This window comes from Stenotrophomonas sp. YJH_SMC_40 (assembly GCF_059368615.1).
In genome coordinates this window covers 187,435-201,907 of sequence record NZ_JCAFRX010000002.1, presented here as the reverse complement: position 1 = coordinate 201,907, position 14,473 = coordinate 187,435, and the positions used below count along the sequence as shown (strand labels likewise).

At 68.5% G+C, this 14,473-nt stretch carries 11 protein-coding genes; 7 read left to right on the top strand and 4 right to left on the bottom strand.

Annotated features, from left to right (window positions below):
• Window positions 1–26: 26 nt before the first annotated feature.
• From cutA to AC5P6X_RS03895, 4 genes are all read left to right on the top strand, one after another.
• The gene (cutA, locus tag AC5P6X_RS03910) at window positions 27–365 is read left to right on the top strand and encodes a divalent-cation tolerance protein CutA (protein WP_049396392.1); all 339 of its coding nucleotides are present in this window, start codon (window positions 27–29) and stop codon (window positions 363–365) included.
• A complete protein-coding gene (locus AC5P6X_RS03905) occupies window positions 362–2,734 on the top strand; it encodes a protein-disulfide reductase DsbD domain-containing protein (RefSeq protein ID WP_329757041.1) in 2,373 nt (790 codons plus the stop codon). Before cutA ends, AC5P6X_RS03905 begins: the two co-directional genes overlap by 4 nt.
• Window positions 2,731–3,294 carry a TlpA family protein disulfide reductase gene (locus tag AC5P6X_RS03900; RefSeq protein ID WP_049450279.1) on the top strand — a complete coding sequence of 188 codons (564 nt, stop codon included), beginning with the start codon at window positions 2,731–2,733 and terminating at the stop codon, window positions 3,292–3,294. Before AC5P6X_RS03905 ends, AC5P6X_RS03900 begins: the two co-directional genes overlap by 4 nt.
• Before the next feature lie 706 nt (window positions 3,295–4,000).
• Window positions 4,001–6,520 (top strand): PepSY domain-containing protein, encoded by a 2,520-nt coding sequence (locus AC5P6X_RS03895; RefSeq protein WP_169448978.1) that lies wholly within the window; start codon window positions 4,001–4,003, stop codon window positions 6,518–6,520.
• A gap of 46 nt (window positions 6,521–6,566) precedes the next feature.
• Here the strand turns inward: AC5P6X_RS03895 and AC5P6X_RS03890 are convergent, their stop codons facing one another.
• Window positions 6,567–9,104 carry a methyl-accepting chemotaxis protein gene (locus AC5P6X_RS03890; protein WP_169448979.1) on the bottom strand — a complete coding sequence of 846 codons (2,538 nt, stop codon included), beginning with the start codon at window positions 9,102–9,104 and terminating at the stop codon, window positions 6,567–6,569.
• 203 nt (window positions 9,105–9,307) lie between these two features.
• On the opposite strand from AC5P6X_RS03890, the gene AC5P6X_RS03885 reads away from it, so the two are divergent.
• Entirely contained in the window at window positions 9,308–10,147 is an 840-nt protein-coding gene (locus AC5P6X_RS03885; RefSeq protein WP_049448482.1) for an arylamine N-acetyltransferase family protein, read from the top strand.
• Between the two features lie 65 nt (window positions 10,148–10,212).
• Here the strand turns inward: AC5P6X_RS03885 and AC5P6X_RS03880 are convergent, their stop codons facing one another.
• Genes AC5P6X_RS03880 through AC5P6X_RS03870 form a run of 3 tightly spaced genes read right to left on the bottom strand, consistent with a single transcriptional unit; the run spans window position 10,213 to window position 12,342 of the window.
• Entirely contained in the window at window positions 10,213–10,584 is a 372-nt protein-coding gene (locus AC5P6X_RS03880) for a VOC family protein (protein ID WP_005411235.1), read from the bottom strand.
• A gap of 22 nt (window positions 10,585–10,606) precedes the next feature.
• Window positions 10,607–11,245 (bottom strand): response regulator transcription factor, encoded by a 639-nt coding sequence (locus tag AC5P6X_RS03875; RefSeq protein ID WP_164222586.1) that lies wholly within the window; start codon window positions 11,243–11,245, stop codon window positions 10,607–10,609.
• The gene (locus AC5P6X_RS03870) at window positions 11,242–12,342 is read right to left on the bottom strand and encodes a sensor histidine kinase (RefSeq protein WP_049448487.1); all 1,101 of its coding nucleotides are present in this window, start codon (window positions 12,340–12,342) and stop codon (window positions 11,242–11,244) included. The genes AC5P6X_RS03875 and AC5P6X_RS03870 overlap by 4 nt, the downstream gene beginning before the upstream one ends.
• A gap of 156 nt (window positions 12,343–12,498) precedes the next feature.
• Between AC5P6X_RS03870 and AC5P6X_RS03865 the strand changes: the two genes are divergently transcribed.
• Both AC5P6X_RS03865 and AC5P6X_RS03860 read left to right on the top strand, forming a co-directional pair.
• Window positions 12,499–12,921 carry a DUF2141 domain-containing protein gene (locus tag AC5P6X_RS03865; protein WP_049448536.1) on the top strand — a complete coding sequence of 141 codons (423 nt, stop codon included), beginning with the start codon at window positions 12,499–12,501 and terminating at the stop codon, window positions 12,919–12,921.
• 26 nt (window positions 12,922–12,947) lie between these two features.
• Window positions 12,948–14,471 carry a carotenoid oxygenase family protein gene (locus AC5P6X_RS03860; RefSeq protein ID WP_329757074.1) on the top strand — a complete coding sequence of 508 codons (1,524 nt, stop codon included), beginning with the start codon at window positions 12,948–12,950 and terminating at the stop codon, window positions 14,469–14,471.
• Window positions 14,472–14,473: the final 2 nt, after the last annotated feature.

The window sequence follows — 14,473 nt, the reverse complement described above, 5'->3', positions numbered from 1 at the left end:
CGGCGGCGGCCCTATACTCGACGGTCATGTCGACCGTCGATCCCGTCCTGCTGCTGTTGACCACCTGCCCGGACCGGGCCAGTGCCGAGCGCATCGCGCACGCGCTGGTTGGCGAGCGCCTGGCCGCGTGCGTGACCCGCCTCGATGGCGCGCAGTCGACCTACCGCTGGCAGGGCGAGGTGACCACCGACGCCGAGCTGCAGCTGCTGGTGAAGACCACCGCGAGTCGCGTCAATGACGCAATCGCCCGGATCGTCGAACTGCATCCGTATGAACTCCCGGAGTGCATCGCGGTCGAAACCCGGGCCGGCCTGCCGGCGTATCTGGACTGGATCCGGGCACAGACCCGGGAGGACACTGATTGAAGACTCTGTTTGCGCGTGGCGCCGCCCTGTGCGCCCTGTTGTGGCTCTCGCTGCCGGCGTTCGCCCTGGATGAGAAAGACCTGCTGCCGGTGGACCAGGCGTTCGCGCTGACCGCCACCGCCCCCGAACGTGGCCAGGTGCAACTCCAGTTCAAGATCGCGCCCGGCTATTACCTGTATCGCCACCGCACCAGCGTCAAGGCCGACCCGGCCTTCAATGCCGGCGCGCTGCAGATGCCCAAGGGCGACAAGCACCACGACGATTTCTTCGGCGAGGTCGAAACCTATCGCGAGCGCCTGCAGGCCAGCCTGCCCGGCACGCCGACCGAGGCCGCCGGTACCATCGGTCTGGAAGTGCGTTACCAGGGCTGCGCCGATGCCGGTGTCTGCTACCCGCCGCAGAAGCGCGTGGTGCAGGTCACCCTGCCCGGCAGCGGTGCACAGGCGGCGGCCCCGGCCAGCCGCGCCGGTGCGGCCAGTCCGTTCAACAACCCACTGGCCGGTGCCGGCAACAGCGGCGGCCTGCGCCTGCCGGGTGCGGCCAGCAACAGCCAGGCGCTGCCGCTGCCGTCGGAACAGGCGTTCGGCTTCGATGCCATCGCCAGCGACGGCAACACCCTGCTGCTGCGCTTCAGCCCGGCACCGGGCTACTACCTGTATCGCGACCGCACCTCGCTGAAGCTGGAAGGCAGCACCGGCGTGCAGGCCGGCACGCCGCGTTGGCCAGCCGCGCAATCGCATCGCGACGAGCACTTCGGCGATGTCTCGGTGTACTTCAACCAGGTGGAAGTGCCGCTGCCGTTGCGGCGCACGGTTGCCGACGCGGTTGACGGCACCCTCGTGGTGACCTTCCAGGGCTGCCAGACCGATGGCATCTGCTACCCGCCAATGACCCGCCGGGTGAAGCTGTCGATCCCGGCCGGCAAGGTCAGCGCCAGCGCCGACCAGGCACCGCCGCGCAACGAGGTAATCAGCCCGTTGGCTGTGGCGCCACGCGAAGGCGCCAACGGCGCCCCCCTGCGCCTGCTGCCGACGGTGCCCAATACGGATGCCGCCCCCCCGGCCGTCGCAGGCACCGTGGACGGCAATGAATTCGCCGCCGATGCGCGCGGTGACAACGCGCTGCGTACGCGCCCGCCGGCGACCACACCGAACCCGGACCGTTCGTTCGTCTGGGTGCTGCTGCTGGCGCTGGCCGGCGGCCTGGTGTTGAACCTGATGCCCTGCGTGCTGCCGATCCTGTCGCTGAAGGTCCTGAGCCTGGCACAGAGTGGCGAAAGCCCGCAGCGCGCACGCAGCCACGCGCTCTGGTACACCTTGGGCGTGCTGGTCGCATTCGCGGTGATCGGTGCGTTGATGGTGGGCCTGCGCGCAATCGGCAACGCCGTCGGCATCGGCTTCCAGCTGCAGCACCCGGGCGTGGTGGCGGCGCTGGCCTACATCATGTTCGCGGTAGGCCTGAGCCTGTCCGGCGTGTTCACCCTGGGCGGCGGCATCGGCAACCTGGGCCAGTCGCTGGCCAGCCGCAGCGGCCCGGCCGGTGACTTCTTCACCGGTGCGCTGGCCTGCGTGGTCGGCAGTGCCTGCGTCGGCCCGTTCATGGGTGGCGCGATCGCCTACGCGTTCATTGCCCCGCCGCTGAAGGCGATGACCGTGTTCCTGTTCCTCGGCCTGGGCCTGGCGCTGCCGTTCCTGCTGATCGGCTTCGTGCCGGCGCTGGCGCGCCGCCTGCCCAAGCCCGGCCCGTGGATGGAAACGCTCAAGCACGTGCTGGCCTTCCCGATGTACGCCACCGCGCTGTGGCTGCTGTGGGTGCTGGGCAAGCAACGCGGCGTGGACGGCATGGCGCTGGTGCTGGGTGGCCTGTTGCTGTTCGCCTTCGGCCTGTGGCTGTTCGAGCGCAACCGCTGGACCGGCTCGCGTGCGGTGACCCTGCTCGGCGTGCTGCTGGCGATCGGCGCATTGGTACCGGCCTGGGGCGTGACCCAGCTGGCAGCGCCGGCACGCGCCGCACAGGCCGCCAGCGACAACGTGGTGGAGTATTCGCCGCAGTTGCTGGACCGCCTGCGCGCCGACAACCGCGTGGTATTCGTCAACATGACCGCCGACTGGTGCGTGAGCTGCAAGGCCAACGAGCGCGCCGTGCTGTCGCGGCCGGAGTTCAAGGACCTGCTCAAGCGCACCAACGCGGTGTACATGCGCGGTGACTACACCAACGTCGATCCGCAGATCACCACGTTCCTGGAAGAGCACAAGGCCGTCGGCGTGCCGCTGTACGTGGTGTACGGCCCCGGCGCACCGCCGACCGTGCTGCCGACCCTGCTGACCCAGGCGGTGGTGGAGGAAGCGCTGCTGCGCACCGCACGATGAAGTGGCAACGGCCAGCGCTGCTGTGGACAGCGGTGCTGGCCGCCGGCCTTGGCCTGTGGGCCGGGCATCGATTGGCTCCTGCGCCGGTTGCGCCTGAGGCCATGCCAGCGGCGCCTGCTGTGGCGGCTGCGGCACCTGCCCTGCAGGTCGGCGACAGCCTGCCCGCGCTGTCGCTGCCCGATCTTGAAGGCCGGCCGCTGGACCTGCGCCAGCACGCTGGCGGTCGCCCGCTGTTGATCAATGTCTGGGCCAGCTGGTGCGCGCCCTGCGTTGAAGAAATGCCCGAACTGGCGCGTTTCGCACATGTCCAGGGCGAGCACGGTGTACAGGTGCTGGGACTGGCGCTGGATACGCCGGAAGACGTGCGCGGTTTCCTGCAGCGGGTACCGGTGGATTATCCGATCGTGATCGAGACCCCGGGGCCGCGCGATGCCAGCGTGCAGCTGGGCAATACACAGGGCCTGCTGCCCTACAGCGTGCTGTTCGATGCGCAGGGGCGGCTGGTGAAGGCAAAGCTGGGACCGTTCGCCCACGGCGAGATCGACAGCTGGGTGAAGTGAGGGTGTTTTTTTCAGGGCTTGCAGCCCTGCACCCTGCTCAATGCAACGGCAACAGCCAAAGCCAAAGCGGGCATTCCGTGGGATGGCGGGGCGGTGTCGGAGTGCGGGGACGCTGCAAGTACGTCCCTGTAAGCTTGGCAGCCGCATCCATGCGGCTGACACCCCGCACTCCGACACCGCCCCGCCTCTGACAGATCTTCGCGGCTGTTGGTAGGTGTCGACCTTGGTCGACACATCTGTCAGATATCGATATTCAGAACGGAATCAGACCCCGTGCCGACCAACGGTCGGCACCTACCAAAGCAGAACGCCGTTCCGACAGATCGCAGGAAACTGTCGAAGGCGGGGTGGGTCCGGCTGAGGGGGCGTGAGCCGCATGGATGCGGCGACCGAGCTTACATGGGTGAGGGCGCTTTGCTTGCGAAGCACTGCTTCGCAAGCGCCCGAACGCACAGCCGCCAGCGGCTGGGCCGGGCCCCGGAGGGGGACTTGCAGCGTCCCCCTCAACCGGACCCACCCCGCCAACCCACGGAAAGCCAGCTTTTGACGTTGACGTTGCTCCGGCTTGTAGCGGGTGCAGGGCTGCAAAGCCCTGCAACAAAACCCTCCTTGACCGTAGCCCGTCCGCCACGGAAAATTCCGCGACTAATTCTCATTTGCTGTTGCGCAGGATGCGGGCGGCAGCCTTCCAGGCCCTCCTCCTTCCATGTTCAAGAACGTCCTGTTCCAACTGCACTGGCTGCTGGGCATCACCGCCGGTGCCGTATTGGCCGTGATGGGCCTCAGCGGCGCCGTGCTGTCCTTCGAGGACGAACTGCTGCGCGCGGCCAACCCCGGATTCGCCGAAATCGCCGAGCACCATGCCGACGGCCAGCTTCCGCTTGAACTCAGCGAAGTGGTGCCGCTGCTGCAGGCCGGCGGTGATCGCCCCCTGCAGCGCCTGCGCGTGGACGCCACCGGGCAGCGGCCCTCGGTGGCACGCTTCGCTGGTGGCAAGGAACACTGGGTCTACTTCGACCCGTACAGCGGCGAGCGCTTCAGTGCCTTGCGTGGGCAGGCGTTCTTCGATTTCGTCGAGGACCTGCATCGCCACCTCGCCGCCGGCGAGCGCGGCAAATGGATCACCGGCAGCTGCGCCATCGCCCTGCTGTTCTTCACCCTGTCCGGTCTTTACCTGCGCTGGCCTCGACGCTGGTGGCACTGGCGCAGCTGGCTGGCGGTGGAATGGAAACGCAGCGGCCGTGGCTTCCTGTGGAGCCTGCACTCGGTGGTCGGCACCTGGGTGCTGCTGATCTACCTGATGAGTGCGCTGACCGGCCTGTGGTGGTCCTTCGACTGGTATCGCAGTGCCGCCAATACGCTGCTGGGCGTCGCACCGGCCGCCAAGCACAAGGTCGCCACCGGCGCCACCCTGAACCTGGAGCGCATCGAAGCCACGCTGTATGCCCTGCCCGGCGTGCACACCGGCTACATCGACCTGCGCCTGCCGGAAAAGCCTGGCCAGGCGCTCAACGTGCGGGTGATGGCTGGCGATCCGTCACAGCGCGGTGGCCACCATGACCGTGCACATGATCTGCTGCAGCTGGATCCGGCCAGCGGGGCAATCCTCGATTCGCGCCCCTACGCGCGCCAGGGCGCCGGCGCGCAGCTGGCCACCAGCGTGTTCGCATTGCACTCGGGCAGCTACTTCGGCATGCCCGGGCGTGTCGCGGTGATGCTCAGCAGTCTGGCCATGAGCCTGTTCTTCATCACCGGCTGGATGCTGTACCTGGACCGCCGCCGCAGCCAGCGTGCCGCGCGCGGGCTGCGCCGGTCGCTGCCGGTTGCCACCGATGATGGCCACGCACCTTGGCTGGTCGTGCATGCCAGCCAGAGCGGGCTGGGCGAGCAGCTGGCCTGGCGTGCGGCCGCGCAGCTGCAGGCCGCTGGCCATGGCGTGCAGGTACTGCCATTGGCCCGGGTCGATGCCACGCAGCTCGCGCGCACTGCGCAGGCATTGTTCGTGCTGAGCACCTTCGGCGATGGCGAGCCGCCGGATGCGGCACGGGGCGCTGCGCGGCGGCTGCTGGCACAAGCGCCCGATCTGTCGGGCCTGCAGTTCGGCCTGCTCGCCCTGGGTGACCGCCAGTACCCGCATTACTGCGGCTTTGGCCGCCAATTCGATGGCTGGCTGCTGGGCAACGGCGCACGTGCGCTGTTCGAGCGCATCGATGTCGATGCCGCCGCGATACCGGCGCTGCGCCAGTGGCAGCAACATCTCGGCGCGCTGACCGGCATCGCCACCGATGACAGCGTGTTGCCGGCCGCGACGCAGATGCACGAGTGGCGCCTGCTCGGCCGTGACCGCCTCAATCCAGGCAGCATGGGCGGCGCCATCTGGCGCATCCGTCTTGCGCCACCGGCCGATGTGCAGTGGCAGGCGGGCGACATCCTGCACATCGCGCCCCGCCACAACGCGCGGCACGCCGCTGCAGTGCTGAAGGCACATGGGCTGGATCCCCAGCAGCCGTTGCTGACTGACGGCCAGCCACGCACGCTGTTGGCGCTGGCCAGCGAGCGCGAGCTGCCCGATGCCGATGCTGCGCTGGCGGTGCAGGATGCCTGCCTGTGGCTGGCAGGGCTGCCACTGCTGCCGGGGCGCGAGTATTCCATCGCATCCTGTACGGATGAAGGTGCGGTCGAGCTGGTGGTGCGGCTGGTCCATGACGAAACCGGACGCACCGGCCTGGGTTCGGGCTGGCTGTCGCTGCATGCGCCGGTCGGTGCCAGCATCGTGGCCCGCGTGCACCGCAACCCCGGTTTCCATCGCGTTGGCGGTGCGCCGATGGTGCTGATCGGCAATGGCACCGGCATCGCGGGCCTGCGCAGCCTGCTGCGCGAAGCCGCGCATGCAGGTGAGCACGGGCACTGGCTGCTGTTCGGCGAACGCCAGCGCGCGCACGACTTCCTGTTCGCCGCTGAGATCGAAGCGTGGCAGGCCGATGGCCATCTCGCGCGGGTGGACCTGGCGTTCTCGCGCGATGGTGAGGGCGGCTATGTGCAGGATCGCCTGCGTGCAGCAGCCGATGCCCTGCGCGACTGGATGCAGCGTGGTGCGGTCATCCACGTCTGCGGTTCGCTGCTGGGCATGGCCGAAGGCGTGGACCAGGTGCTGCGCGAAGCACTGGGTGATGAAGAAGTGGAAACGCTGCTGGAGACCGGGCGCTACCGTCGCGACGTGTATTGAGCCACAAGGGTAGTGCCGGCCAGCGGCCGGCACTACCGGAGCACGATCAGGCCGCAGCGCGCGCCTGTGGCATCGACTGCAACTGGAACGCGCCCACCGCTTCGGCCAGCGCGTGTACCTGCGCCTGCATCTGTGCGGTGGAGGCACCAGCCTCTTCCACCAGGCTGGCGTTGCGCTGGGTGCTGGCTTCCATCTGCACGATGGTCTGCTTCACCTGCGCGATGCCGGCATGCTGGTCCTGCGATGCACTGCGGATACCGGCCAGCAGCTCGGCCAGCTGCTGCACGCTGCCAACGATCTCGCCCATCGTGATGCCCGCCTGCTCGGCCTGCTGGTTGCCTTGGCCAACACGCGCCACCGAATCCTCGATCAGTCCTTTGATCTGCTTGGCCGCTTCGGCACTGCGCTGGGCCAGCAGGCGCACTTCCGCAGCCACCACGGCGAAGCTGCGGCCCTGCTCACCTGCACGCGCAGCTTCCACCGCGGCATTCAGCGCGAGGATGTTGGTCTGGAAAGCGATGCCATCGATCAGCTGGGTGATGTCGCCGATCCGCCGCGAGGCCTCGCTGATGCCATGCATGGTCGCGACCACCTGGCCGACGGCCTCGCCACCGCGCTGGGCCACCGCGGCCGCCCCCTGCACCAAGGCATCTGCGCGGCCCGCGGCATCGGCATTGCGGCCAACGGTGTCGGTCAACTCGTGCATCGACGCTGCCGTCTCTTCCAGGTTGGCCGCCTGCTGTTCGGTACGCTGCGACAGATCATGGTGCCCGGCAACGATCTCACCAACGCCGGTGTCGAGGCTGGACGTCGCCTGCTGGATGCGGGTGACGATGCGGCCCAGTTGCGCGACCGTGGCGTTGGCATCGTCGCGCATGCGTGCGAACACGCCCTGCAGCTCACCTTCCATGCGCACGCTGAGGTCACCACGGGCCAGCGCCGCCAGAAGCGCCTGCAGATCGCCGAGGTTGGTCTCGAAGGTCGCCAGCAGGCGGTTGATGCTGGTCGACAACGTGCGCACGAAGCCCTGTTTTCCCTCCAGCGCGATGCGGCCGTGCAGGTCGCCATGTGCGGCGGCGTCGACCAGTGCTGCCACTTCGGTTTCCAGCAGCGTTTCCAGCGCGCGGCTGCGCCACTCCACTGCCACGCCGAGGAAATGCCCTTCATCGGTGATGGCATTGGCGATCAACTGGTAGCGGACGCCGGCATGACCGATCTCGCGCTCCTCGCGCTGGCGCACGCCAGCCAGGCTGGCCAGTGCCGGATGCAGGCGTACCGCATCGCTCCCCACCAGATCTTCAAGCCGGAGTGCAAGCTGCTGCAGCAGCGCCGGATTGGCGTACGCCACCAGGCCTTCGGCATCAATCACCATCAAGCCGGCCTGTGCGCTGTCCAATGCCTGCCGCACGCGGGTGTTGCCGCGGGCCACCGCACGCTCGGTCTCGATGCGCGCGCGCAGGCGCTGCTGCATGTCGACCAGGCGCTGGGCCAGCTGGCCGATTTCATCGTTGGCGTTGTAGACGCGCAGAGTGGTGTCGAGGCGGTCGTCGGCGATGTCGCTGGCGAAACGCAGGGTGTCCTGGATAGGCTGGCGCACCGCACGCAGCACCAGCACCAGGCTGGTGATCAGCACGCCGGCCACCAGCAGCAGGGTCAGTGCGAACACCACGCTCATGGTGCGCGCGCCGGCCTGCTGGCGTGCCTGCGCCCTGGCCAGCGCCGCCACCTGTGCCTGCTGGAATGCGGCCAACGCCGGCGCTACGCCCGTGGCGGTATCCAGCAGCGACTGCGCTTCCACATCCAGGCCGACGCGGGCAGCGGTATACCCCAGCAGTGCGGCCTGATACGCCTCCATCCCGGTGCGCAGGGTGTCCTGCACATCCGCAGGCAGGCCCGCCAGCGCGAGGTCGAACGGCAGCTTCTCCTCGCTGGCGCGGTCGGCGTGGGTGGAATCACCGTCGAGCAGCAGCAGTGCCTCCTGCCTTCGCATCTTCTGCAGGGACAGCGCCAGCGCGGGCCGCTGCTGCACATCCACCTGCGCCTGCAGGGTGTCGGCGGCCTGCTGCAGCTGCGCAGCGAGGCCGGCATCACCACGGCCCATCTCGTCGACCCGTTCGAACAGGGCGGCCACACCCTGCGAGAACGCGTCGGCGGCTTCGGTCAGCGCCTGCAGGGCCTTGCGCCGGCCAGCATCCATCGGCATCGCGCGCAGCGCCTGCAGATCGGTCTGCAACGCCTTCTGCGTGGCCAACAGCTGCGCGCGGTCGGCATCATCGAAACTGCGCGCATACTGGGTCTGCAGGCGACGCGCTTCGGCTACCCGCGTGGACAGGCTGGCAGCCAGATCGCTGCCGCGCTGGTAGCTGGCCTGGCTGCGCGCAGCCAGTGCGTTGGCATGGCCAGTCCAGGCGTAGACAGCAGCGATCGCCACCAGGCCCAGGCCGCAGATCCACAGTGTGGCCTTGAGCTTGTTGGCCACGCTGAGCCGATGTGGCTGCAGCCAGCGCAGCAGCCCGGGGGACGCCGAGTGCAACGCAGCAAGGCGCGTGCGCAGGGACCGGAGGTGGGGAACAACGGCCGACATGACAGACTCCAGGCGGAAAGACGCACCTGTATCGGCCTGACTCAGGACAACTTTAGCGCTTTCTTCGTCTGCGTCCCCCCATCGCTGGTGGACGCGGCCTTTGTACCGGGTGCAGGCGACGGAGGCATGACACGGCCGCCGCGCTTGACCTCAACCCCGGTTGGGGGAGCACAGTGGACATCCCTCCCCCGCCCGGTGTCTCCATGACGACGCTCGATGTACCCCGCTACCTGCAGCGCCTGCAGCTGGATGCACCGCCACCGCGGACCCTGGCCGGCCTGACCCTGCTGCAGCAGCGCCACAACGCACTGATGCCCTTCGAGACCCTCAGCTGCCTGCTGCGCGATGCGGTGCCGATCGACCTGGACAGCGTGCAGCGCAAGCTGCTCGACGAGCGCCGCGGTGGTTACTGCTTCGAACTCAATGGCGGGTTGCTGGCGCTGCTGCAGGCATTGGGCTTCGATGCGCAGCCATTGAGCGCGCGGGTACTGCTGGCCGCCCAGGACGGCGAACTGACCGCGCGTACCCACCTGCTGCTGCGCGTGAACGTAGACAGCGACGACTGGCTGGTGGATGCCGGTTTCGGCAGCCTGACCCCGACCGTGCCGCTGCGCCTGCATGATCCGCAGCCGCAGGCCACGCCGCACGAACGCTATCTGCTGCAGCGCCTGCACGACGAGGGTGATTTCGTACTGTCGGCCGAGTCCAACGATGGTTGGCGGGCGATGTATCGGTTCGACCTGCAGGCGCCGGCACCGATCGACAACGTGGTGGGCAACTGGTACGTGTGCACCCATCCCGACTCCAGTTTCCCCGGGCAGCTGCGCGCGTCGCTGACCGGGCCGGACTGGCGCCGCACCATCGGCAGCGGCAACTACACCGAGTATCGCCCCGGGCAGGCACCGGACAAGCGCCCGCTGCATGATGTGGGTGATGTGCGTGCCGTGCTGCAACAGCGCTTCGGCATGCAGCTACCGGACGACCCGCGACTGGACCCGGCCATCAATGACTGGCTGCAGCGCTCGCGCGCCGCGACCTTGTAGGGCCGAGCCCATGCTCGGCTGAGCTGGAGCGGCTGGGCCAACAGCAGCCGAGCGTGGTCTCGGCTCTACAGAGCTGCGCGCGCCTGCAGCGCAATGCGGTTGCCTTCGCTGTCGCGGATCTCGGCCACGCGCCAGTCGCCCGCGTCGGCGGGTCCGAAGCACAGCTCGGCGCCCGCTTGCAGTGCTCGCTCCAGGCTCGCATCCAGGTCATCGACGCCGATGTAGACGCGCGCCCCCTGTTCGGAAGGCCGGTAGTCCGCGCCGAGCACCAGCGCAATGCTGGCACCGGCGGCCTCATCGGAGAACGGCAGGTAGGCCATCCGGCAGTCGTGCAGCACGACAGGTTCGTCCACCGCGACCTGCAGCCACCGCTGGTAGAACGTGATGGCACGGTCCAGGTCACTGGCCGGGATTTCCACATGCAGGATCGGGTTCACTGGCACTCCTTGCTCGGTCCACTCAGATGATGCGCAGGGTAATCGCCTTCAGCACCGCACGGGTGCGATCGCGGGTGCCCAGCTTGTCGAGTATGGCGGACACGTAGTTCTTCACCGTGCCCTCGGCCAGGAACAGGCTGCGCGCGATCTCCTTGTTGCTGTAGCCACCGGCCAGCAAGCGCAGGATCGCCACCTCGCGTTCCCCGAAGGTATCGGTGGGCGGTGCTTCATCGTGGAAGCGGTAGCGGGCGCGTACCGGCTCGGTGCTGACCGGCAGCAGCAGGGTTTCGCCAACGGCGACGCGCTCGATCGCCTCGCGCAGGTCTGCGGGTGCGGCGTCCTTGAGCAGGAAGCCCTGTGCGCCGGCCTCGCTGGCGCGCAGCAGCAGGTCACTTTCATCAAAGGTCGTCAGCAGCAGCCACGGCGTGGCATCGCCGCGCGCGCGCAGCTGGCGCACTGCCTCGATGCCGTCCATCCCGGGCATGCGGATGTCACTGAGCACAACATCCACGCGCTGGGTGGACAGCGCGTCCAGCAACGCCTGGCCCTCCTCGGCCTCCAGCGCCACGTCCACGCCCAACCCCTGCAACAACGCACGCAGCCCGGCGCGGACCAGCGCCTGGTCGTCGGCCAGGGCAACACGGATCGCGCTGCCGTTCATGCCGGCACCCAGGCGGTCAGGTGCATGCCGCCCTGTGCGGTGCGGGCCAGTTCCAACTGGCCACGCACTGCGGCCAGGCGCTCACGCATGCCGGCGATGCCGTTGCCCTCGCGGATACGTTCGGCGCGCTGGCCGTCGTCACGGATGTCGATACGCAACCGGGAATCCTCCTCGTTGATCGTCAGCCATACGGTGTCTGCGTTGCCATGCCGGGCGGCATTGGTCAGCGCTTCCTGTACCAGGCGCAGCACGGTCTCGGCCATCAGCGGGTCAACTATGCGCACGCACTCGCCGATCTGCAGCTGCAGCTTCGGGCGCGGGAACGGCGCGGCCAGCGCGTGCAATGCGGTGGCCAGATCGAGGCCGCGATCATCGCGCATCGATTGCACCACCTGGCGGATGTCGGTCAGCAACTCGCCGGACAGCTGCTCGGCCAGCACCAGTCCTTCGCGCCTGGCCAACACAGGGTCGGCCGCAAGGGCACGCAGGTTCAAGCGCATCGCGGTGAGCTTGTGCCCGGCCACATCGTGCAGTTCGCGCGCCAGGCGCAGGCGCTCGGCATCGCGTGCGCTGTCGGCCAGCAGCGCGCGGGTGGCCAGCAGGTCGGCATTGACGCGGGCCAGGTCATCGCGGGCCAGCGCCGTGCTGCGGGCATAGTGTGCGGTCAGTGCAGCAAAGGCCTGGAAGCCGCCATAGAGCAGCACCACCAGCAGCGGCTGGCTGAAGCCGCTGTAGCGCAGCACGAGATACATGGCGAGGTTGGCCAGCAGTGCAACAGCCAGCACGAAGCGCGGTGGCCAATGCTCGGCCAGCTGCGCCACCAGCACCACCAGCAGTACCGGTGCGGTGCCGGTACGCGGCTGCAGCGCAACCAGCACGACCGCCAGCAACGCCTGCAACACCGCCGCGACAGCGCGCACGCGGGATGGCACCGACGCCCAGCCGTGCACCACGAACAGCAGCAGGAACACGGCAAGCAGCAGCAGGCTCAGCCCGGCACCGTTGCGCTGCACCGCGAATGACAGGCCCACCACCAGCACGGTGGCCAGGCCGGCGAGGCTGAGGGGACGCAACAGATGGCGGAACAGGCTGGGCATGGCCAGATGCTGACCGCCGTGCACGCCGGCGGCAATGGGTCCGGCGCAGAAAGTGACTTCTGGCACGTCGAATCGATGACCACTGGCCCTGAACCCGGTGCAGCGCCGCACGCAGACTGGCGCCACACCGCCACACACACTTCCGGAGCCACTGCCATGATCCGCACCGCCCTGCTCAGCATCGCCCTGACTGCCCTGGCCCTGGCCGGCAGTGCCCACGCCGCCGACCTGGCCGTGACCGTGCACGACGTCCGTGTGCAGACCGGCACCCTGCGCGTTGCGCTGGTCGACAGCGCCGCCGCCTGGGACGGCAAGGCCAGGCCCGTGCAGGCCCAGCAGGCGGCGCCCAGCGGCGACAGCGCCCACTTCACGTTCAAGGGCGTTCCGGCCGGCAGCTATGCCGTGCTGCTCACCCACGACGAGAACGACAACGGCAAGCTCGACACCAACCTGGTAGGCATGCCGGTGGAGGGCTACGGCTTCAGCAACAATCCGCAGGTGATGCGCAAGCCGACCTTCGACGAGGCGCGCGTCGACGTACCGGCCGCCGGCACCGCCATCGACATCACCCTGCGCTGATTCCTGCATCCAGACCCGAGGCCACCATGGACCGTCGCCGCTTCCTTCGTACCCTGCTCAGCAGCAGTGCCTGTCTGGCCCTGGGCACCACCGCGCTGCGCAGCGCTCCCGCCTTCGCCGGCGACCCGGCGCGGTTCGCGCAGGGCATGCAGGAACACCCTTGGCTGCTCGGCTGGCGTAGCGTCGGCAGCGAAAGCCTCGGTCCGGCCACCGTGCAGTTGCAGGGAAAGCTGCCGTCAGGCCTGGCTGGCACGCTGTACCGCAACGGTCCGGCGTGGACCGAGCGCGATGGCTTCCGCTACGACCACTGGTTCGACGGCGACGGCATGGTGCATGGCTGGCGCTTCAATGGTGATGGCAGCCTGACCCATCACGGGCGCATGGTCGCCACGCCGAAATTCACCCGTGAACAGAAGGCCGGCCGCTTCCAGTATCCGGCCGCCGGCACCAGCGTTCCCGGTGCGCTGGCGGTACGCAACAACGATGATGCCAACGTGGCCAACACCTCGGTGACGATGATCAATGGCCGCCTGTTCGCCCTGTGCGAATCCGGTTCGGCGTTCGAAGTGGACCCGGATTCGCTGCAGACGCTTGGCCCTGTCACCTGGCGTCCGGACCTGGCGGCGCTGCCGTTCTCGGCGCACCCACTGACCGACCACGACGGCAGCCTCTGGAACTTCGGCTCGATCAGCCTGATGGGGGGCCATGGCCTGCTGGTCTGGCACATCGGTGCGGACGGCCAGCTGCGCAGCGCCAATGTGATCGAAACACCCGAGCATGGCTACCTGCATGCCTTCGCGATGACCGACCAGCACCTGGTGTTCGTGATGATGCCGTTCGATTTCACCGGCGCAGGTGGCAGCTTCTTCGAGCGCATGCAGTTCGCACCGCAGCGTCCGGTGCGCATCGCGGTGGTCGCCAAGGATGCGCCGGGCAAGGCGCAATGGTTCGAGGCCCCGTTCGCGGCGATCTACCACTTCGGCGACGCGTTCACCCGCGATGGCGGCATCGTGCTGCGCGCAGTGCGCCACGACGACATCAACGAGGCGCGCTCGCCGATGAAGGAAGCGATGGCCGGTGATGGCGCACACGCGGCCAACAGTGGCGCCAGCCTGGTCGAGCTGCATCTGGACCTGCGTCGTGGACAGGCCCGCTGGCAGACGTTGGGCATCAGCGCGGTGGAGTTCCCGTTGTTCGACCCGCGCTCGGCGAACACACGTGGCGCACGGCTGTATGCGCCGACCATCGACGGCACGGCCACTGCGCCGTACTTCAACGCGGTGGCCGCGTTCGAGATCGAGCACGGGCGCCGCCAGCTCTGGAACTACGGGGCGGACATCATGGCCGAAGAGCATGTGTTCGTACCGCGCCCGGGCAGCCGCAACGCCGATGACGGCTGGCTGATCGGCACCCTGATCGATCCGGTGAACCAGCGCAGCGGTCTGGCCGTGCTGGATGCGCGCCATGTGGATGACGGTCCGCTGGCCCAGGCGTGGCTACCGTATGCGGTGCCACTGGGCTTCCACGGCACCTTCGCCGCGCGCGGCTGAGT

Excerpts from the sequence above, each read along its gene's own strand:
- AC5P6X_RS03900 (WP_049450279.1), top strand. The coding sequence starts at position 2,731 with ATGAAGTGGCAACGGCCAGCGCTGCTGTGGACAGCGGTGCTGGCCGCC.
- AC5P6X_RS03890 (WP_169448979.1), bottom strand. The coding sequence starts at position 9,104 with ATGTCGGCCGTTGTTCCCCACCTCCGGTCCCTGCGCACGCGCCTTGCT.
- AC5P6X_RS03870 (WP_049448487.1), bottom strand. The coding sequence starts at position 12,342 with ATGCCCAGCCTGTTCCGCCATCTGTTGCGTCCCCTCAGCCTCGCCGGC.
- AC5P6X_RS03865 (WP_049448536.1), top strand. The coding sequence starts at position 12,499 with ATGATCCGCACCGCCCTGCTCAGCATCGCCCTGACTGCCCTGGCCCTG.
- cutA (WP_049396392.1), top strand. The coding sequence starts at position 27 with ATGTCGACCGTCGATCCCGTCCTGCTGCTGTTGACCACCTGCCCGGAC.
- AC5P6X_RS03895 (WP_169448978.1), top strand. The coding sequence starts at position 4,001 with ATGTTCAAGAACGTCCTGTTCCAACTGCACTGGCTGCTGGGCATCACC.
- AC5P6X_RS03860 (WP_329757074.1), top strand. The coding sequence starts at position 12,948 with ATGGACCGTCGCCGCTTCCTTCGTACCCTGCTCAGCAGCAGTGCCTGT.
- AC5P6X_RS03885 (WP_049448482.1), top strand. The coding sequence starts at position 9,308 with ATGACGACGCTCGATGTACCCCGCTACCTGCAGCGCCTGCAGCTGGAT.
- AC5P6X_RS03875 (WP_164222586.1), bottom strand. The coding sequence starts at position 11,245 with ATGAACGGCAGCGCGATCCGTGTTGCCCTGGCCGACGACCAGGCGCTG.